Below are 17,351 nucleotides of genomic sequence, written 5' to 3'. Positions count from 1 at the left end.
CCTGCATGAAATGCTCTTCGCGTTGTCGTCGAAAGTGGGAGATGAAGGAATGATCCAGCTCGAAGAAGCTCGCCGTCGCGTCGAGGCTGTACTTGCCAGCGACGAAGAGCCGGTTGCCATCACGCATGAGCTTGAAGTGGTCGAAGGCTGGCTGTTCTGCTTCCAGTCGCTGCGCTACCTGCAATCCGGCGAAATCTCGGATGCGTTGGCCGGCAATGGACCGATCTTCGTCGACCGGCATACGGGCGAGCAGCACGCGCTGGGCACGGCGTATCCGCCGGAGGACGCCCTTCGCCAGCATCTGGCCTCGCGCGCCCTGCCGTCTGATGCCGCAGCGGCAGATTTCTGAGTTCGGCAAACGAAAAAAGGACGGAGCCTTCGCTCCGTCCCTCTGCGCGATGCGCATTCCGTCGCTGCGTGATGCTCAGGTTTCGCGCAGTGCCGTGGTGATCGGCAATCGTGCCGCGCGCAGCGCCGGGAACAGGCCGCCGACCAGGCCGATGCCCAATGCCCATTTCAGGCCCGTCCACAGCAGTTCCGGCGACACATGGAACTTGAACACCACCGCGCTGAAATTGCTGCCGATGGTGGACACGCTGTAGCCATTGAACAGCAGCCACGCCACCGCGCATCCGAGCAGCCCGCCGAGCAGCGCCAGCAGCATCGTCTCCAGCATCACCGCGGTCACCACCGGCAGGCCGCGAAACCCGATCGCACGCATGGTGGCGATCTCGCGGGCACGCGTGGCCACGGCGGCATACATGGTGTTGAGTGCACCGAACACAGCGCCCACCGCCATGATCGTGCCGATCACCTTGCCGAGGATGTCGATCAGCTTGGTCAGCCCGCCGCCCTGCTTGCTGTAGTAGACGCGGGTGGTTTCCACGTCCAGCTTCAGCCGCGGGTCGGCGGCGACGGCGGCCTTGAACTGCTCGAAGCCGGCCTTGCCATCGGTACGCACGCTGATCGACTGCCAGGCACTGCGTTGATAGGTGGTGGCCAGCGTATCGGCATCGGTCCACAGTTCCGAATCATGCGCATCGCCGGTGGCGAACACGCCGACCACGGTCCAGGTCTGGTTGCCCAGCGTCAGCGTCTTGCCGACATCCATATCGCGGAACTGGCCGCGCGCGCCCTGGCCGACCACGATCTCGCGCAGGCCGGCGGCGAACCGGCGCCCTTCGATGATCTTGACCTTGTCATGCACGGCCCACGCCTGCGGGCCGACGCCTCGGAACTGCGCGTTGACGTCGGTGCCATCGGCCTTCGACACCAGGTTGACCACCTGCGACAGCTCCGGCGACAGCAGTGGCCGGCCCTGCGCATCGCGGCTGATGCCAGGCAGGGTAGACAGTGTGGGTACCTGCTCGCGGGTGATCACCGAGTTGGTCTCGGCCTGCGAACCGCCGCGCAGCACGATGGCGGTGGTGTCGTCGCCGGTGTTGTTGAGCGTGGCCTGGAACCCTTCGCCCATCGCCAGCATCGCCACCAGCACGCCGACCACGCCGGCGATGCCGACCACGATCACCGAGGAGGCGCCCCAGCGCTGCGGCAGGCTGGCCACACCGATGCGGGTGGCGGCCAGCGCCAGCCGTCCGCCGCGGGTGAGCAGCAGCCACAGCGCCACCAGTACCGCCACGGCCAGTACGCCGATCCACGGAAGGCTGATCCACAGCACCAGGCCGATCACCAGCAGCAGCACGGTCAGCGCGTTGCCCAGCCACTTCTTGAGTTTGCTCTTGAACATGTCGGTGTCCTCCTCAGCGGCCGGCCAGTGCGTCGACGATCTTCAGGCGCTTGGCACGCAGCGCCGGCAACAGCCCGACGATGATGCCGATCACCACGATCAGGCCCAGCCCCATCAGCCAGGTCGGCGTCGGCACGTGCGGTGGCAGCATGCCCATGCTCTTCGGGCTGATCGCGGGCAGCACCAGTGCGGCCAGGCCCATGCCGATCAGGCCACCAAGGCCGATCAGCAGCACCGACTCCACCATTACCAGGGTCAGCACGGTGCTGTCCCTGAAGCCAAGCGTCTTCAGCGTGGCCAGTTCCGGCACACGCTCGCGCACCGCCTGCGCCATGGTGTTGCCGGTCAGCAGCAGCAGGGTGAAGAACACCGCACCCATGATCGAGGTGACGATCATGCCGATGTCGGCGAACTGCTTGACGAAGGCCTGCTGGAACGCCGATTCGGTCTGGGTCTTGGTCTCGTGGTCGGAGTTGGCCGAGATCGCATCGATGGCCTGCGCCACCCGCGAAGAGTGGTCGGGATTGTCCAGCGTCACCGTGTACCAGCTCACCTGGTTCTTGATGTAGTCGTTGGATTCATCGAAGTACTTCCAGTTCATCATCAACTGGCGTTCTTCGTTGGCGGCCAATGCGCGGTCCTTGGAGCGGTAGATGCCCTTCAGTTCCAGCGGCCAGTCGTTGCTGCCGCCGCGCGGGAAGATCGTGGCCTGCAGCGGGATGGTGTCACCGATCTTCCAGCCGAACTGCTTGGCCAGGGTTTCGCCGACGATGGCGCCGGTGCGGGTCTGCTTCCAGTCTTCCAGCTGCGTTGGGTCGATCTGCAGTTCGCGGTACACGTCGAAATAGTTGGGCGACACCGAGAAGTTCGGGAAGAAGTTCTTCGGGTCCTGGTAGATGCCGCCGAACCACATGCCGTAGGCCACATCACGCACGCCGGCCACCTGGCGGATCTGGGTCTCCAGGCGGATCGGCAGCGACTGGGTGATCGACAGCCGCGAGGCCACCACCAGCCGGTTGGCCCCTTCCACGCTGCCGCCGGAATTGAAGGCCACGCGCACCGAATCGAGCATGCCGAACAACAGGAACGCGGCCACTACCGAGAGCAGGGTCAGCAAGGTACGTGTGCGGCTGCGGAACAGCTGCGCCCACACCAATGAAAAGTATTTCATCGCGGTGGCCTCCGTCAGTGGGCCAGCGGCGCGTCGGCCAGCTCGCCCTTGTCCAGGTGCACGGTGTGCGTGGCGTACTCGGCGGCCTTCGGGTCATGGGTGACCATGATGATGGTCTTGCCGTGCTCGCGGTTGAGCTGCTGCAGCAGGCCCAGGATCTCTTCGGCGGACTGGCGGTCGAGGTCGCCGGTGGGTTCGTCGCAGATCAGGAAGGTGGGGTCGGAGACGATCGCGCGGGCAATCGCCACGCGCTGCTGCTGGCCGCCGGACAGTTCATTCGGGCGGTGGCTGCGGCGGTCGGCCAGGCCGACCAGGGTCAGCGCGATCTCCGCATTGCGCTTGCGCTGCGCGGCGCTGAGGTGGGTCAGCAGCAGCGGCAGCTCGACGTTCTTCTGCGCGGTCAGCATCGGCATCAGGTTGTAGAACTGGAACACGAAGCCGACGTGGTGGCTGCGCCAGGTCGACAGCTGGCCGCCGCTCATCTGGTCGATGCGCTCGCCTTCGATGCTGATCTCGCCGCCACTGGGGTTGTCCAGGCCGCCGATCAGGTTGAGCAGGGTGGTCTTGCCCGAACCGGATGGGCCCATCAGCGCGACGAAGTCGCCGCGCGCGATGTCCAGGTCGATGCCGTGCAGTACCTGCACTTTCTCGGGGCCACGCTGGTAGGTCTTGGTGATGTTGCGCAGTGAAACCAGGGTCGACATGGGTGGTTCTCCACGGAAGGCGGGAAACGGGGCACTGCGCCCGCGGTGGCCGCGGGCGTGCGTCGAGCGGTGCTGCCGGCGGCGCGCGGGGGCGCCAGGCCGTTACTGCGCTTGTTTCTGTTGCACCTTGGCGCCATCGCGCAGGGTGTCCGGTGGATTGACCACCACCGACTCGCCCGCGCTGACGCCCTTGAGGATCTGGCGGTCCTTGCCCATCGCCTGGCCGGCCTCGACCGTGCGCTGCTGCACGCGGCTGTCATCGCCCAGCACGAAGGCGACCGTGCTGCTTTCACGCTGCACCACCGCGCCGGCCGGTACGCGCACGCCCTGCGGCTTGCTGGCGGCCTGCGGCTGTGCCTGCTCCAGGAAGCTGACCCGCACGCCCATCTCCGGCACGATGCGCGGGTCCTTAACCTTCAGTGCCACGCGCACCTTCACCGTGGCCTTGCCGCGGTCGGCGGTGGGAATGATGGCGATCACCTCGCCCGGAATCTTCCACTCCGGGTAGGCGTTGAGCGTGGCCTCCACCGGCATCTTCGGCTGCACGCGGCCGATGAAGGCCTCGCCGACCTCGACCTCGATCTCCAGCGAGTCCATGTCGACGATGGTGCCGATGCCGGTACGGGTGAAGCCACCACCGGCCGACAACGGAGAGACGATTTCACCGGGCTGCGCCGCCTTGGCGGTAACCACGCCGGAGAACGGCGCGCGCACCACGTTGTTGTCCACGCCGAGGTCGGCGATGGCCAGCTGGTCGTGGGCGACCTTGACGTTGCGCTGGGCGGTGTCGAGCTGGGCGCGCAGGCTGTCACGCTGGGCCACGGCCTGGTCGTACTGCGAGCGCGACACCAGCTGCTGGCCGACCAGCGCCTGCAGGCGGCTGGCTTCGGCCGCGGCCTGCTTCTGCTGCGCCTCCAGCCCGGCCACCTGGCTGCGCGCGGCCTGCAGCTGCGAGGCATACAGGCTGCGCTGCGCGTCGGCATCGATCGGATCCAGCGTGGCCATGATCTGGCCCTGCTCCACGCGCATGCCTTCCTCGATCATCACCTCGCGCACCTTGCCGGTGATCTTGGCCGACACCGTAGCCATGCGCCGGGCAACCACGTAGCCACTGGCGTCGAGCACCGAACTGCTGGCGCTGCCCTGCTGGATGGCCACGGCAGGCGCGGTTTCGACTTCCACAGCCGGCGTGCGGCCGAACAGGAAGGCGACGGCGGCGGCAATCAGCAACACCACCACGATGATCGCGATCCACAGCCAGCGGCGGCCACCGCCACTGCCACCGGAGGCAGTCGGCGGCGATTTGCGGTCGATACGGAGTTCCTTCAACAGCTCGGCAGAAGCGTTCATTCGTTCCATCACAGGCGTTCGGGCGGGTGTGGCCGGAAGAGCGGACGGCGGCGGTTCCGGCGAGGGAGCGTGCGGCACAGCATGAAGGCAGGTACGGCGATGATGGCAGTGACAGCTGTCATCCGATGACACTGACGGCGGCAACTGCGAAACGTGACCACGGAGGCACAGGATGGCAACGTCCCCGCTACCGGTACCGCCCATGGATCCGATCGCCCCGTCGCTGGCCCGCCTGCAGCAGGTGCAGGTGCGCTATCGCGACCATACCGCCCTGCATGGCATCGACCTGCAGGTCCGCGCTGGCCAGGTGCTGGCATTGCTGGGCCGCAACGGTGCTGGCAAGAGTACCGCGATCAGCGTGTTGTTGGGCCTGCGCCGGGCCGATGCCGGCGAAGTCGAGCTGCTCGGCGGCGACCCGCAGCAACGCGCCAGCCGACTGGGCCTGGGCGTGATGCTGCAGAGCACCAGCCTGCCGCCGATGCTGCAGGTGGACGAGCTGGTGGCGCAGGCCAGCGCCTGCTATCCCGACCCCATGCCCTTGCCGGAGGTGCTGCAGCGCGCCGGCCTGCAGGCGCTGGCGCGGCGCCGTTACGGCCAGCTGTCCGGTGGCCAGCAGCGTGCCGTGCAGTTCGCCATCGCGATCTGCGGCCGCCCGCGCTTGCTGTTCCTGGACGAGCCGACCACCGGCCTGGACATCCAGGCGCGGCAGGTGATGTGGCAGGCGATCCGGCAGCACGTGGCCGAGGGCTGCGGCGTGCTGCTGACCACCCATTACCTGGAGGAGGCCGAAGCGCTGGCGCAGCAGGTGGTGGTGCTGGAGCAGGGCCGAGTGCTGGCCGACGCGCCGTTGGCCGAACTGTGCCTGGCCGACCGGCCGCGCCGCATCCGCTGCCGCAGTGCGCTGGCCGTCGATGTGCTGCGGCAGTGGCCCGGTGTACAGCAGGTGCAGCGCGAGGGCGAGCACCTGCAGCTGCTGGCCAGCCCGGCCGAACCGGTGGTGGCGCGGCTGCTGGCCGCCGACGCGCAGCTGTGCGAGCTGGAAGTACAGGGCGCGGCACTGGCCGACGCTTTCCTCGACATGACCCGGGAGGCCGCATGAACACCGTGATCCGTACGCCTGCAGCCGCGCGCCCGGGATGGCGCCGCGCCCTGCGCCCCTACGCCGCCGAACTGCAGGCCGAGCTGCGCCGCGCCTGGCGCACGCCCGCGTTCGCGGTGCCGTCGCTGCTGTTCCCGGTGTTGTTCTACCTGCTGTTCGGCGTGCTGCTGGGGCGGGGTCATGCGCCGCTGTACCTGCTGGCCACCTACTGCGTGTTCGGCGCGATGGCGCCGGCCCTGTTCGGCTTCGGCGTGCAGCTCGCGCTGGACCGCGAAGGCGGCCTGCTGACCCTCAAGCGCGCGCTGCCGATGCCGGCGGCGGCACCACTGCTGGCACGGCTGGCGATGGCAGTGATGTTCGCGCTGCTGGTGGCCGCGTTGTTGATCGGCGTGGCGCGCATGCTGGGGGGCGTGCACCTGCAACCCGCGCAGATGCTGCAGCTGCTGGCGGTGGCCGGCCTGGCCGCGCTGCCGCTGGGAGCGATCGGCCTGCTGATCGGCAGCCATGTCAGCGCCAGTGCGGCGCCGGCGATGGTCAACCTGGTCTATCTGCCGCTGGCCCTGCTGTCGGGGCTGTGGCTGCCGCTGTCGGCACTGCCTGCGCTGTTCTCGACGATGGCACCGCTGTGGCCGACCTGGCATCTGGCGCAGCTGGCGCTGCCGGTGGTCGGGCTGCCGTCGGCGGGCAGCATCGGCGGCCATCTGCTGGTGCTGCTGGCGGTGACCGTGGTGGCGTTGCTGCTGGCACGCCGCCGCCTGCGCCGGATCGGCTGAACTGGCATGATCGGCAACGTTCGTCCCCGCCTGGATCCTCCCGTGTCGTCGAGCTGGCTTGCGTCCCTGCTGCGCCCTGCGCCGGATTCGGCCGTGGCCGAACTGCTGCGACGTGGCAAGTCGCCCTGGAGCGGCGCGATCCACCTGCTGTGGTCGGTATGGATCTTCCTCACCCCGGTGCTGGGCAATGGCTTCACGCTGCGCTGGCTGCTGCTGACCCTGGTCAGCTATCCGCTGTTCCTGCTGCTCTACGCCAGGGTGATGCTGGCGCCACGGCACCATGGGTGGCGCTATGCGCTGGGCATGATCGTGCTGGCGCTGGTACTGCTGCCCTGGTACCCCTCGGGGCTGAGCTACTTCGTGTTCGGCTGCGTGATGATCCGCATGAGCGGGCGCAGCAGCTGGTGGGCGTACCTGCTGCAGCTGACCGGGCTGAATCTGCTGTTCTGCAGCACCGCGCTGTACTTCGGCTATCCGTGGCAGGCCATGGTGTGGATGCCGGCGGTGTCGTTCATTGTCGGGCTGGTGGTGAACGTGGAGGCCCTGAGCCAGCAGCGCGATGTTGCCCTGCAGCTGTCGCAGGACGAAGTACGGCGGCTGGCGACCACCGCCGAGCGCGAGCGCATCGGCCGCGACCTGCATGACCTGCTCGGCCACACCCTGTCGCTGATCACGTTGAAGCTGGAGCTGGCGCGCAAGCTGCACGACCGTGGCGACGCGCGCGCGCGGCAGGAGATCGGCGAGGCCGAGGCGATCGCCCGCGAAGCGCTGGCACAGGTCCGCAGTGCGGTGACCGGCATCCGCGCCAGTGACCTGGCCGGCGAGCTGGCTTCGGCACGCCTGCTGCTGGAATGCCAGCAGGTGCACCTGCAGTACACGCCGCCGCCGCCGATGCCGGTGGACGTGGAGCGTGGACTGGCGCTGGTGCTGCGCGAAGCGGCAACCAATATCGTGCGCCATGCGCAGGCGACCCGGGTGCAGGTGGATTTCATGCTTGAGGAACGACAGTTGGCGATGCAGATACGCGATGACGGGCGCGGTGGCGTGCAGGCCGAGGGCAATGGACTGTGTGGCATGCGCGAACGGGCGGCGGCGCTGGGTGGCCAGTTGACGCTGCAGTCGCCGCGCGGAGATGGCACGGTGCTGACCGTGCGCGTGCCGCTGGTGGCCGCCAGCACGCCGTTGCCGCCGGCGTCATTGGCACCGGGCGGTGCGGCATGATCCGCATCCTGCTGGCCGAAGACCAGGCGATGGTACGGGGTGCGTTGTCGGCGCTGCTGGGCCTGGAGCCTGATATCGAGGTACTGGGCAGCGCCGCCGACGGTGAAGCCGCATGGCGGATGCTGCAGCAGCTGAAGCCGGACATCCTGGTGACCGACATCGAGATGCCTGGTCTGTCCGGGCTGGAACTGGCGCAGCGCATCGCCCGCCATGAGCTGCCGATCAAGGTGGTGATCGTGACCACCTTCGCCCGTGCCGGCTTCCTGCGTCGCGCGTTGGAAGCAGGCGTGCTGGGCTACCTGTTGAAGGACGCACCGGCCGAGAACCTGGCCGATGCGCTGCGCAAGGTGAACCAGGGCATCCGCGCGATCGATCCGCAGCTGGCGCTGGATGCGTGGTCGCAGGCCGACCCGCTGACCGACCGCGAGCGCCGGGTGCTGCGGCTGGCGGGCGAGGGCCGCACGGCCAGCGAGATCGCCGAGCAGCTGGGGTTGTCGCACGGCACGGTGCGCAATTACCTGTCCGAGTGCATCGGCAAGCTGGGCGTGGCCAATCGCATCGAGGCGTATCGGCTGGCGCGGCAGAAGGGGTGGTTGTAGGGCGCCCTGCCCATCCCGGTGATGTCATTTCCGCGACCGCGGGGGGGTGTCACTTTCTTTGCTCGTGCAAAGAAAGTAACCAAAGAAACACGCCGCCGGCCGCGAGCCGGCGCGCTTCGCACGCCGGTGCCCTGTGCTCCTCGGCCCGTCGAGGGGCGGTGCGGGAACTCGCTGCGCTCAGACACCCGCACCTCTTCGCCCTCGCCGGACCTGCGGTGCTCGGCTCGCTTGAAGGCGGACTGGAAGGTCAAGATCAACGGCAACGGCAACGGCAACGGCAACCACGCATGGCGTGGATCTACTGGGTGCAGCTGTGGCCTTTGACGTTGGGTCCGCCTTATAGCGAGCCGAGCATCGCAGGGGAATCAGGGGCGAAGAGGCGCCGGTGTTTGAGCGCAGCGAGTTCGGCGCCGTCCCCTGATTCACCGAGAAGCACAGGGCACCGGTGCGTAGCACCGGCTCGCGACCTGGCGGCGTGTTTCTTTGGTTACTTTCTTTGCACGAGCAAAGAAAGTGACACCTCCCCGCAGGCACGGAAACGATCCGCCGGGAACTCCCGGCGAACCCGCTCAATCCTTCCCGCGCGCCATCGCCTGGAACACCCCGTCACGCCGCACCCACAGGTGGAACAGCGCCGCCCCCACATGCATCAGCACCGTAGCGAACAACACGTAGGCCAGCAGGCTGTGCGCGTTGCGCAGCGCGGCATACAGCGCCGGGGTGTGCGGCACGATCGGCGGCAGATGCAGGCCACCCCACAGCACGATCGGGTAACCCCCGGCCGACAGCATCGCCCAGCCGATCAGCGGCATCGACAGCATCAGCGCGTACAGCATCCAATGCGACGCCTTGGCCGCCATCACCTGCCACACCGGCAGATCGGCCGGCAGCGGCGGGGGGCGATGGCGCAGCCGGTTGTACAGGCGCAGCAGCACCAGCAGCAGGATCGCGATGCCCAGTGGACGGTGCAGGTCGATCAGCACGGGGCGCAGATGCAGCGAGGCGACCATGGTCACGCCGATGAACAGCATGGCGATGATCATCAGCGCCATGGACCAGTGCAGCACCCGCGCCAGCAGGTTGAAGTGGCCATTGCCGGTGCTCATCGTGCGGCCTCCTTCGGTTGCTCCACGTTGCCACTGGCGCGCTCGCGTTCGCGGCGGTTGAACGACTGCGAGTACACGGCCGAGCGTGCGGCCAGGATCGGATCGTCGCTGCCGCGCACGCCGCTGGGCAGGATCAGCGGATCGAAGTTGATCTGTCCGCAGGCGCCTTCTTCCTGCGACTGCATGCGATCCAGGCTGAGCACGCCGGCCACCACCTGTTCACGCGACTCGGGCCACGCGACCGACGGGTCATCGATGGCGTCGCCGGGTTCGGCGATGCTGACGACCAGGTTCCAGCGCACCGGACCGCTGGCCAGGCGCTGCTGCAGTTCCTGGCTGAGGAAATCGACGCTGGCCTGCTTGCGCGTTTCGGCGTCCATTTCCACCACCGGCGCCTGCGGCTGCCAGCGCCAGCGCACCGCGCGCTTCTGGCCCTGCGCGTTGGTGAACCAGAAGCTGTTGACGCTGTTGAAGGTGGTGTCGGCCCAGCTGCTGGTCCATGGCGCGGTCTTGGCCCATTGCTGGAAGGCCTGTGCACTGGGGTACTTCGCCAGCACGGCCGCCATCTTCTGCGGGTCGGGCTTGCCGGTGGCCGGGTCGGGAATGGAGGCGCGGGTCTGCTCGAAGAACGCCTCGGCATCGGGAACGGCGAAGAACGGGAAGCTGTTCATCGCCATCCGCCACTCCTGCCCGTCATCGCTGACCATCTGCACCGCCAGGCTGCGCACGCGTGCGGTGTTGTCGGCGCCGTAGGGATCGCCGCCGCCGATCGACAGCCGCCCCATCACCGGCACGCGCGGTTGCGAGAACACCCGTGCGCTGGACAGCGTCGGCGCCTGTGCGCTCGGTTCGAACCAGCCGCTCACGCAGACGCCCTTGCTGTGCGCACGGCGGAAGCCCGGATGTGCCGGGCCGGTGGCTTCGATGGTGTCGGTGAAGCGCTGCGCGGTCAGGCGGTTGCCGATCCAGCCGGCCAGCCAGGCGAAGGTCAGTGCGACGGCACCCAGGATGAGCGCGATCAGGGCGATCCAGAGCAGCGGTGAATGCCTGCGCGGTGCGCCTGGCGCCTGGCCGGCGCGGGTATAGCGGAAGAGCGACATGGTCGGGTTCCTGCCTTCACGGAGCGTGTGGGTGGTCGACCCGCACATCCTCGCAGAACCCTTCCAGGCCCGGTATTCAAATTTTCGTCAAGTTTGCCGGGGAAGCAGTGCCCACCTGGGGTGGGCACCTGCCGGATCAGCCGTAGCGCGCCTTCAGCATCGCCCACGCCGAGCGCAGCGCCAGCGCTTCGCCACCGGCCGGACGGCCCGGACGTTCGCCGTCGTTCCAGGCATAGACGTCCAGATGCGCCCAGCGCTGGCCGTCTTCCAGGAAACGTTCCAGGTACAGCGCGGCGGTGACCGAGCCGGCCATGCGCGAACCGGCGTTGGCCAGGTCGGCGATGCCACTGGTCAGGTAGCGCAGGTAGGGGCGCCACAGCGGCATGCGCCAGACCGGGTCGCGGGTCGCGTCGCCGGCCTGCAGCCACTGCTGGGCCACGCTGTCATCGTTGCTGAACAGCGCCGGCAGGTCCGGGCCCAGCGCGATGCGTGCAGCACCGGTGAGGGTGGCGAAGTCCAGCACCAGGTCGGGTTTCTGCTCGCTGGCGAAGGTCAGCGCGTCGCACAGGATCACGCGGCCTTCGGCGTCGGTGTTGTCGATCTCCACGCTCAGGCCCTTGCGCGTGGCGATGACTTCGCCCGGGCGGAAGGCATCCGGGCCGATCGCGTTTTCCACCGCCGGCACCAGCAGGGTCAGCCGCACCGGCAGCCCACGGGCCATCACCAGGCCGGCCAGGGCCAGCGCGTGCGCGGCGCCGCCCATGTCCTTCTTCATGTTGCGCATGCCGTCGGCCGGCTTGATGTCCAAGCCACCGGTGTCGAAGCACACGCCCTTGCCGACCAGCACCAGTGCCGGATCGGTGTCCTTGCCCCAGCGCAGCACGACCAGGCGCGGAGCGCGGTGCGAGGCGCGGCCCACGGCGTGGATGGCCGGGAAGTTCTGCTTCAGCAGCGCATCGCCGGTGATCGCCTCGACCTCGGCGCCATGCGCGTCGGCCAGCGCACGTGCGGCGTCTTCCAGCTGCTGCGGCCCCATGTCCTCGGTCGGGGTGTTGACCCAGTCACGCACGCGCAGGCTGGCGGTGATCAGGTCGGCCGCTTCGCCGGTGGGGGCGGCCACCAGCTGCGCCGGCGCACGATGGCGCTTGCGGTAGCGGTCGAAGCGGTAGCTGCCCAGGCCCCAGCCGAGCTGCATCAGCGCCTGTTCGGCGGCCGGCAGTTCGCTGGCCAGCTGCCACACGCTGCCTTCCGGCAGGGCGTGCGGAGCGTGCGAGTAGCTGTAGGCGTCGGCGCGATCACCGACGCCGATCACCGCACCGGCCAGGCCGTCGGCACCGGGCAGCAGCGCGGTGCTGAAGGCGCCGGCAGTAAAGCCCTGCGATGCCAGCCAGGCCTGGGTCGCGGCCGGCTGGCCCTCCTTCCAGGCCGCGAACTGCTCGCGGTCCAGCACGTACAGCGGCAGCGCCGCGGTGGCGTCGGTGGTGAAACCAGTGATCTCGCTCATGCGTCAGATACTCCGGGGTGCGGCAGCGTCGAGGTTGGCATCCAACCAGTCGGCCAGGCCGGTGAGGGTGTCGAACTGCAGGTCCGGCTGCAGCTGCGGATGGGTCCAGGTGGCGGCTTCACGGTTGATCCAGCATCCGCGCAGGCCTGCGGCGATCGCCCCGGCCACGTCCATCTCGGCATGGTCGCCGACATGCAGCACCTGTGCCGGCGCCACACCCAGGCGGGCGCAGGCGGCGTGGAAGATGCTTGCCTCGGGCTTGGCCGCGCCGTGTTCGCGTGCGCCCAGCTGGAAGGCGAAATGATGGGCCAGGCCAATCCGTTCCAGATCGGCGTTGCCATTGCTCAGCGCCGCCACCGGCACCCGCGCGGCAATCCGCGCCAGTGCCTCGATCGCATCGGGGTAGCACTCGACCTGGTTGCGCGCGGCGTAGAACACTTCATACGCTGGCTCCAGCAGGTCGAGGCTGGCGCCGCTGCCGTGCAGGGCTTCGTGCAGGGTCAGCCGGCGCAGTGCGCTCAGGTCGTGATGGAGGTGCGGATGGGCGTGGTACAGGCGCTCGCGCAGTTCGCGCATCGCTGCCACCGGATACATCGCGGCGGTGGCGGGGCTGTGTTCACGCATCCACTCGTGCAGGACCAGGTCGATGCGGGCGCCGATCGGAGCGAACGGCCACAGCGTGTCGTCAAGGTCGAGGGTGATGGCTTGGACGGGGAAATTCACCCCGCCATTCTACGCCTGCCCGCGCGGGCTTTCATTCCAGCAGGCGCGCCCAGCCCTGCATGCCGTCCAGCCGTGCCAGCACCAGCTTGATGCACACCAGCAGCGGCACTGCCAGCAGCAGCCCGATCATGCCCCAGGCCCAGCCGAACACCATCAGTGCCAGGATCAGCACCAGTGGCGACAGCTTCATGCGCCGCCCCAGCACGATCGGGGTCACCACCTGGCCCTCCACGGTATGCAGGGCCAGGTAGGCCGCCGCCGGCAGCAGCGCCTGCAGCGGGTCGCTGAATTCCACGAAGCCCATCAGCAGCATCAGCGCCACGCCGATCAGTGGGCCCACGTAGGGCGCGAAATTCAGCAGCGCCGCCACCGTGCCCCACAGCAGTGCGTCCTGCAGGCTGATGCCGAACAGCATCAGGACACCGGCGAACACCAGCCCGACCAGGGTATTGATCACGCTGATGGTCAGCACGTAGCGCGAGACCTCGCGCTCGATCGAACGCAGGATGTCGCTGGTGAAGCGCTGTTGCTGGCGGTTCGGGAACAGCGCGATCGCCGCGCGCTGCAGGTTCTGCCCGTAGATCATGAAGAACAGGGTCAGCAGCACCACCGCCAGCACCGAGGCAGCCAGCCGTGGTGCACGGGTCAGCATGCGGTACGGGTCGTCGAGCTGGGTGCGGATCACCTGCACCTTGCGGTTGCTGTCACCGCCGGCGACACGCGCGAAGTTCTCCGCGGCCTGGTTGGCCTGCTGCACCGGCTTGGTCAGGTCCTGCACCTGGCGCGCGACCTTGCGCAGCTGCTGCGGGGCCTCCTGTGCCCACTCCATCGCCGGGCCGATCAGCTGCACCGCCAGCGCACCGGTCACGCCGAGACCGGCGCCGAGCACCAGCAGTGCGCCCAGCGCACGTGGAATCCACAGCTTCTGCAGCAAGCGCAGGATCGGGTTGCCGACCAGCGCGAAGAACATCGCCAGCAGCACCGGCAGGATGATGTCCTGTGCGGCCCACAGGGTGTAGCCCACCGCCAGCGTGGCCAGCACCACCAGCGACATCGGGCCGCGCGGGCGCGACGGTGGCGGCAGCGGTGCCTCGGGTAGTTCGGGGCCGGCCGCTGACGGGGACAGGAGGGGCTCGCTCATCGACGCATCAACCGGGAAGGGAAGCGCATTATCCGCCGGCCGCGATCGGCGCGGCGGATTCCATCCATCAACGTTCGGACAGTTCAGTGGCCGCTTCGGCCGGACGCGGCTCGCGCAGTTCCGGTTCCGCTGCCGGCTGTGCTGCCGGTGCCGGGCGTGCGGCGGATGCCGATGCGGCCGCCTGTGCCTGCTCGCTGGCATCGTCGGCTTCTTCGGCGGCATCGTCGGCGGTGGCTGCGGCCTGCGCCGCCATGGCCGTAGCGAACGCGGCCTGCGCGCTGGCGAACAGGTTCGAGACCGAGCCCACCATCTGCAGCCACCGCGCACCGTTGACCTTGCCCGGCACTTCCAGCTTGCCGGCGATGAAACCGCCGGCCAGGCCGACCACCACGATGCGCAGCGGCGACCAGCCCTGGCGCCAGACCTGGCTGAGCGTGGACCAGTGGTCCTGGGTCTCGACCAGTCGCACCGTCACCACCTGTTCGCAGCGTTTCACCCGCCGCTGCAGCGCACCGAACTTCATGGCTTGCCCTCCGGCAGCTGCACCTCGGCATCAGGATCGTCCTCGCTGGGCTCGTCGAACAGGCCCAGGCGCGACAGCTGGCGCCGGGTAGCATGCATGCCGGTGTGGTGGAAGAAGTAGGACACCCGCCAGATCGCATAGCCGGTCACGGCCAGGCTCAGCAGCGAGGTGATCAACAGGGCCTGCAGCCAGCTCAGGCCCCAGCTCTGCAGCAGGGCGATGAGGGTGGCCGCCATCAGCAGCCAGGCCGACGCACCGAACACGATCGCCACGCCGGCCCAGGCCAGCGCACGGCCGAACGCACTGCGTGCCAGCGCGAAGTCGGCCGAGGCCAACCGGCGCAGCGAGCGCAGCGAATGCTTGGCCGAATCGGCAGCGGCACGGCCGGCTGCACCGACCTGGCGGATGCTCTCATCCAGCGGCGGGGTGGCCGCCGGATCAGGCGCTTGCGCGTTGTCTTCGCTCACGCTGCGGCTTACTTGTCGCTGCCGCGGGCCAGCTTGGCAATGATCCAGCCGGCGGCGAAGGCGACGCCGAACGAGGCCAGCGGACGTTCGCGGATCAGCTCAGCGGCGCTGTCGATCAGATCCTTGCCCTTGTCCATCAGTGCATCGACCTGTTCCTTGGCGGCGGCACCACCGAACTCGGCGGCGGCCAGGCCGGACAGCGCGCTGTCGGACAGTTCGGCCTTGACGTTGGCCTTGCCGATGCGCAGTTCATCGGTCGCAGCACCGGTTGCGCCCTTGATCGCACCGCCGGCGGCCGTGGCGGCCTGCTTCAGGTGGGAACCGGCTTCACCCAGGTGTTCCTTCAGGTTCTCGGTATTGGTGGGGCTCATCGAATCACTCCTGTTGCGATGGGGGAACGGGTGTCGGCGGTGCCGACCTGGACTGACAGCAATAGCATTGCCGGGGTATAGGGGGTGTTACGGCGGGGCGATCAGCGCATCACGAGCTGGCCCTGCTGCTGGCCGTTGTTGCGCAGCACGCGCAGCACCAGGGTCGGCGGGCGCTGCTGGAAGTTGGCACGCCAGCTGGCCAGGTCGGCGAATTCACCCACCGTGGCGTCGGTGATGATGTCGCCCTGCTGCAGGCCGTTGCTGGCCGCGCGACTGCCGCGCTTGACCTCGCTGACCAGTACGCCGCCAACGCCCGACTGGCGCAGCGATTCGGGCAGGTCGACGAAGGTGGCGCCGCCCAGGCGCGGGTCCAGGCTGTCGCCGGTCACTGCACGTGCCTGCTCCTTCAGCGTCGCCTTGATCTGCAACGGCTTGCCTTCGCGGCGCACCTCCAGCGTCAGCGGGCTGCCGACCGCGGCCAGGCCTTCCACGTTGTGCAGCGCCTCGGCGCTGTCCACGCGCTGCCCATTGGCCGACACCACCACGTCGCCTGGCTTCAGGCCAGCGGTCGCGGCGGCCGAACCGGCCAGCACGCGGGTGATCAGCGCGCCGCGGCTTTCGCCCAGGCCCAGGCCCTGCGCGATCTGCGCGGTCAGGTTCTGGCTCTCCACGCCCAGCGTGCCGCGCACCACCACGCCATGCTTGACCAGCTGGTCGACCACGCTGCGCGCCAGGTTGGAGGGAATCGCCAGGCCCAGGCCGATGTTGCCGGCCATGCTGCCCTGCGGATTGAAGCTGGCGGTATTGATGCCGACCAGCTGGCCCTGCAGGTCGACCAGCGCGCCGCCGGAGTTGCCCGGATTGATCGACGCATCGGTCTGGATGAAGTTCTGGTAGCCCAGGCCGCGGATGCCGCTGCGGCCCACGGCCGAGACGATGCCGGAGGTGACCGTCTGGCTGAAGCCGAACGGATTGCCGATGGCCACCACGAAGTCGCCCACCCGCAGCTGGTCGCTGTTGCCCAGCTTGATGTCGGTCAGGTTCTGCGCCGGAATGCGGATCAGCGCGATGTCGGTATCGCGGTCCGAACCAAGGAATTCGGCCTTGACCGTGCGCCCGTCGGCCAGCGTCACCTGCACGTCATCGGCATTGTCGATGACATGGTGGTTGGTCAGCACCAGGCCTTCCTTGGCGTCGATGATCACACCCGAGCCCAGCGATTCATTGATGCGTTCCTGCGGGATGTCCGGGAACAGGCGGCGGAAGAACGGGTCGTTGAAGAAGGGGTTGCGCACGCGCACCACCTGCTTGGTGTTGACGCTGACCACCGCCGGCATCGCCTTCTCCAGCATCGGCGCCAGCGACGGCACCGCCTGTCCGGCGACCGAGGCCGGCAATGCGGCGGTGGTCGGCAACACCGCCGGCAGCGGTGCGGCATCGGCGCGGTTGTCCAGGTGGGCATTGAGCCCGGTGGCAACGAAGCCACCGAAGGCAGCGGCGATTGCGAGCGTGAGCAGGGTGGGGAGCGGTCGCATGGGCGTCGGTTCGCAGGCGTGGGTGGGGGCGGTTCGGCCCTACGGTAAAACAAGCTGAATGAGTGTGTCGCGATCTGGATAAATGCGCCATGAAAACCGCGTGCCCGGCAGGCGGATCCGAATGCCGGCGGCGAGGCCAAAGCGACCGTCATGGCAGCGATGCGTGCACTGCCGAAGGTGGCCGACCGCGAGCTGGACACAGACGGATACCTGCGCA

18 protein-coding genes are annotated in these 17,351 nt (G+C 68.5%); 5 read left to right on the top strand and 13 right to left on the bottom strand.

The annotated features are described in order from the left end of the window. The first annotated feature begins 49 nt into the window (after window positions 1-49). Complete coding sequence (locus tag SSKA14_RS00460; RefSeq protein WP_008268499.1) at window positions 50-349, top strand: YrhB domain-containing protein; 300 nt, start codon at window positions 50-52, stop codon at window positions 347-349. A gap of 75 nt (window positions 350-424) precedes the next feature. On the opposite strand, the gene SSKA14_RS00455 is transcribed toward SSKA14_RS00460, so the two are convergent. The 4 genes from SSKA14_RS00455 to SSKA14_RS00440 form a co-directional block, all read right to left on the bottom strand. Next, window positions 425-1,747, bottom strand: coding sequence for an ABC transporter permease (locus SSKA14_RS00455; RefSeq protein ID WP_008265036.1), 1,323 nt, complete (start codon window positions 1,745-1,747; stop codon window positions 425-427). A 13-nt stretch (window positions 1,748-1,760) separates the two neighbouring features. After that, window positions 1,761-2,918 carry an ABC transporter permease gene (locus tag SSKA14_RS00450; protein WP_040006613.1) on the bottom strand — a complete coding sequence of 386 codons (1,158 nt, stop codon included), beginning with the start codon at window positions 2,916-2,918 and terminating at the stop codon, window positions 1,761-1,763. 14 nt (window positions 2,919-2,932) lie between these two features. Then, a complete protein-coding gene (locus SSKA14_RS00445; protein ID WP_004153799.1) occupies window positions 2,933-3,622 on the bottom strand; it encodes an ABC transporter ATP-binding protein in 690 nt (229 codons plus the stop codon). 102 nt (window positions 3,623-3,724) lie between these two features. Beyond that, window positions 3,725-4,972, bottom strand: a complete 1,248-nt coding sequence (locus tag SSKA14_RS00440; RefSeq protein ID WP_008267726.1) for an efflux RND transporter periplasmic adaptor subunit — start codon at window positions 4,970-4,972, stop codon at window positions 3,725-3,727. Window positions 4,973-5,174: 202 nt separating this feature from the next. On the opposite strand from SSKA14_RS00440, the gene SSKA14_RS00435 reads away from it, so the two are divergent. The 4 genes from SSKA14_RS00435 to SSKA14_RS00420 are packed head-to-tail and all read left to right on the top strand — an operon-like array spanning window position 5,175 to window position 8,664. Next, window positions 5,175-6,071: an ABC transporter ATP-binding protein gene (locus SSKA14_RS00435; RefSeq protein WP_008268078.1), complete on the top strand. Its 897-nt coding sequence runs from the start codon at window positions 5,175-5,177 to the stop codon at window positions 6,069-6,071. After that, the gene (locus tag SSKA14_RS00430; protein ID WP_008268351.1) at window positions 6,068-6,844 is read left to right on the top strand and encodes an ABC transporter permease; all 777 of its coding nucleotides are present in this window, start codon (window positions 6,068-6,070) and stop codon (window positions 6,842-6,844) included. The genes SSKA14_RS00435 and SSKA14_RS00430 overlap by 4 nt, the downstream gene beginning before the upstream one ends. Before the next feature lie 6 nt (window positions 6,845-6,850). After that, window positions 6,851-8,065, top strand: coding sequence for a sensor histidine kinase (locus SSKA14_RS00425; protein WP_008268060.1), 1,215 nt, complete (start codon window positions 6,851-6,853; stop codon window positions 8,063-8,065). Beyond that, window positions 8,062-8,664 (top strand): response regulator, encoded by a 603-nt coding sequence (locus SSKA14_RS00420; protein ID WP_008268231.1) that lies wholly within the window; start codon window positions 8,062-8,064, stop codon window positions 8,662-8,664. The genes SSKA14_RS00425 and SSKA14_RS00420 overlap by 4 nt, the downstream gene beginning before the upstream one ends. A 569-nt stretch (window positions 8,665-9,233) precedes the next feature. Here the strand turns inward: SSKA14_RS00420 and SSKA14_RS00415 are convergent. From SSKA14_RS00415 to SSKA14_RS00375, 9 genes are all read right to left on the bottom strand, one after another. Further along, complete coding sequence (locus SSKA14_RS00415; protein WP_008266747.1) at window positions 9,234-9,770, bottom strand: cytochrome b; 537 nt, start codon at window positions 9,768-9,770, stop codon at window positions 9,234-9,236. Further along, window positions 9,767-10,870 (bottom strand): catalase family peroxidase, encoded by a 1,104-nt coding sequence (locus SSKA14_RS00410; RefSeq protein ID WP_008266857.1) that lies wholly within the window; start codon window positions 10,868-10,870, stop codon window positions 9,767-9,769. The genes SSKA14_RS00415 and SSKA14_RS00410 overlap by 4 nt, the downstream gene beginning before the upstream one ends. A 136-nt stretch (window positions 10,871-11,006) precedes the next feature. Then, complete coding sequence (locus tag SSKA14_RS00405; RefSeq protein ID WP_008266105.1) at window positions 11,007-12,374, bottom strand: M17 family metallopeptidase; 1,368 nt, start codon at window positions 12,372-12,374, stop codon at window positions 11,007-11,009. A 3-nt stretch (window positions 12,375-12,377) separates the two neighbouring features. Next, the gene (locus SSKA14_RS00400; protein WP_008265546.1) at window positions 12,378-13,097 is read right to left on the bottom strand and encodes an HAD-IA family hydrolase; all 720 of its coding nucleotides are present in this window, start codon (window positions 13,095-13,097) and stop codon (window positions 12,378-12,380) included. A 31-nt stretch (window positions 13,098-13,128) separates the two neighbouring features. Then, on the bottom strand, window positions 13,129-14,238 hold the full coding sequence (locus SSKA14_RS00395) for an AI-2E family transporter (protein WP_040006610.1): 1,110 nt from the start codon (window positions 14,236-14,238) through the stop codon (window positions 13,129-13,131). A 67-nt stretch (window positions 14,239-14,305) separates the two neighbouring features. Then, window positions 14,306-14,761 (bottom strand): hypothetical protein, encoded by a 456-nt coding sequence (locus tag SSKA14_RS00390; protein ID WP_008267243.1) that lies wholly within the window; start codon window positions 14,759-14,761, stop codon window positions 14,306-14,308. Further along, window positions 14,758-15,228, bottom strand: a complete 471-nt coding sequence (locus SSKA14_RS00385; RefSeq protein WP_008267318.1) for a phage holin family protein — start codon at window positions 15,226-15,228, stop codon at window positions 14,758-14,760. Before SSKA14_RS00385 ends, SSKA14_RS00390 begins: the two co-directional genes overlap by 4 nt. 8 nt (window positions 15,229-15,236) lie before the next feature. Further along, entirely contained in the window at window positions 15,237-15,599 is a 363-nt protein-coding gene (locus SSKA14_RS00380; protein WP_008268406.1) for a hypothetical protein, read from the bottom strand. A 101-nt stretch (window positions 15,600-15,700) separates the two neighbouring features. Continuing rightward, window positions 15,701-17,134 (bottom strand): Do family serine endopeptidase, encoded by a 1,434-nt coding sequence (locus SSKA14_RS00375; RefSeq protein WP_008265882.1) that lies wholly within the window; start codon window positions 17,132-17,134, stop codon window positions 15,701-15,703. Window positions 17,135-17,351: the final 217 nt, after the last annotated feature.

This window comes from Stenotrophomonas sp. SKA14, from assembly GCF_000158575.1.
In the GTDB taxonomy this organism is placed as follows: Bacteria; Pseudomonadota; Gammaproteobacteria; order Xanthomonadales; family Xanthomonadaceae; genus Stenotrophomonas; species Stenotrophomonas forensis.
Note: the sequence above shows the minus strand (reverse complement) of the source record. Positions and strands in the feature narration are given on the sequence as shown.

Bases quoted from the DNA above. Each gene is read 5' to 3' on its own strand.
- SSKA14_RS00460 (WP_008268499.1), top strand. From the start codon at position 50: ATGATCCAGCTCGAAGAAGCTCGCCGTCGCGTCGAGGCTGTACTTGCC.
- SSKA14_RS00455 (WP_008265036.1), bottom strand. From the start codon at position 1,747: ATGTTCAAGAGCAAACTCAAGAAGTGGCTGGGCAACGCGCTGACCGTG.
- SSKA14_RS00450 (WP_040006613.1), bottom strand. From the start codon at position 2,918: ATGAAATACTTTTCATTGGTGTGGGCGCAGCTGTTCCGCAGCCGCACA.
- SSKA14_RS00445 (WP_004153799.1), bottom strand. From the start codon at position 3,622: ATGTCGACCCTGGTTTCACTGCGCAACATCACCAAGACCTACCAGCGT.
- SSKA14_RS00440 (WP_008267726.1), bottom strand. From the start codon at position 4,972: ATGAACGCTTCTGCCGAGCTGTTGAAGGAACTCCGTATCGACCGCAAA.
- SSKA14_RS00435 (WP_008268078.1), top strand. From the start codon at position 5,175: ATGGATCCGATCGCCCCGTCGCTGGCCCGCCTGCAGCAGGTGCAGGTG.
- SSKA14_RS00430 (WP_008268351.1), top strand. From the start codon at position 6,068: ATGAACACCGTGATCCGTACGCCTGCAGCCGCGCGCCCGGGATGGCGC.
- SSKA14_RS00425 (WP_008268060.1), top strand. From the start codon at position 6,851: ATGATCGGCAACGTTCGTCCCCGCCTGGATCCTCCCGTGTCGTCGAGC.
- SSKA14_RS00420 (WP_008268231.1), top strand. From the start codon at position 8,062: ATGATCCGCATCCTGCTGGCCGAAGACCAGGCGATGGTACGGGGTGCG.
- SSKA14_RS00415 (WP_008266747.1), bottom strand. From the start codon at position 9,770: ATGAGCACCGGCAATGGCCACTTCAACCTGCTGGCGCGGGTGCTGCAC.
- SSKA14_RS00410 (WP_008266857.1), bottom strand. From the start codon at position 10,870: ATGTCGCTCTTCCGCTATACCCGCGCCGGCCAGGCGCCAGGCGCACCG.
- SSKA14_RS00405 (WP_008266105.1), bottom strand. From the start codon at position 12,374: ATGAGCGAGATCACTGGTTTCACCACCGACGCCACCGCGGCGCTGCCG.
- SSKA14_RS00395 (WP_040006610.1), bottom strand. From the start codon at position 14,238: ATGAGCGAGCCCCTCCTGTCCCCGTCAGCGGCCGGCCCCGAACTACCC.
- SSKA14_RS00390 (WP_008267243.1), bottom strand. From the start codon at position 14,761: ATGAAGTTCGGTGCGCTGCAGCGGCGGGTGAAACGCTGCGAACAGGTG.
- SSKA14_RS00380 (WP_008268406.1), bottom strand. From the start codon at position 15,599: ATGAGCCCCACCAATACCGAGAACCTGAAGGAACACCTGGGTGAAGCC.
- SSKA14_RS00375 (WP_008265882.1), bottom strand. From the start codon at position 17,134: ATGCGACCGCTCCCCACCCTGCTCACGCTCGCAATCGCCGCTGCCTTC.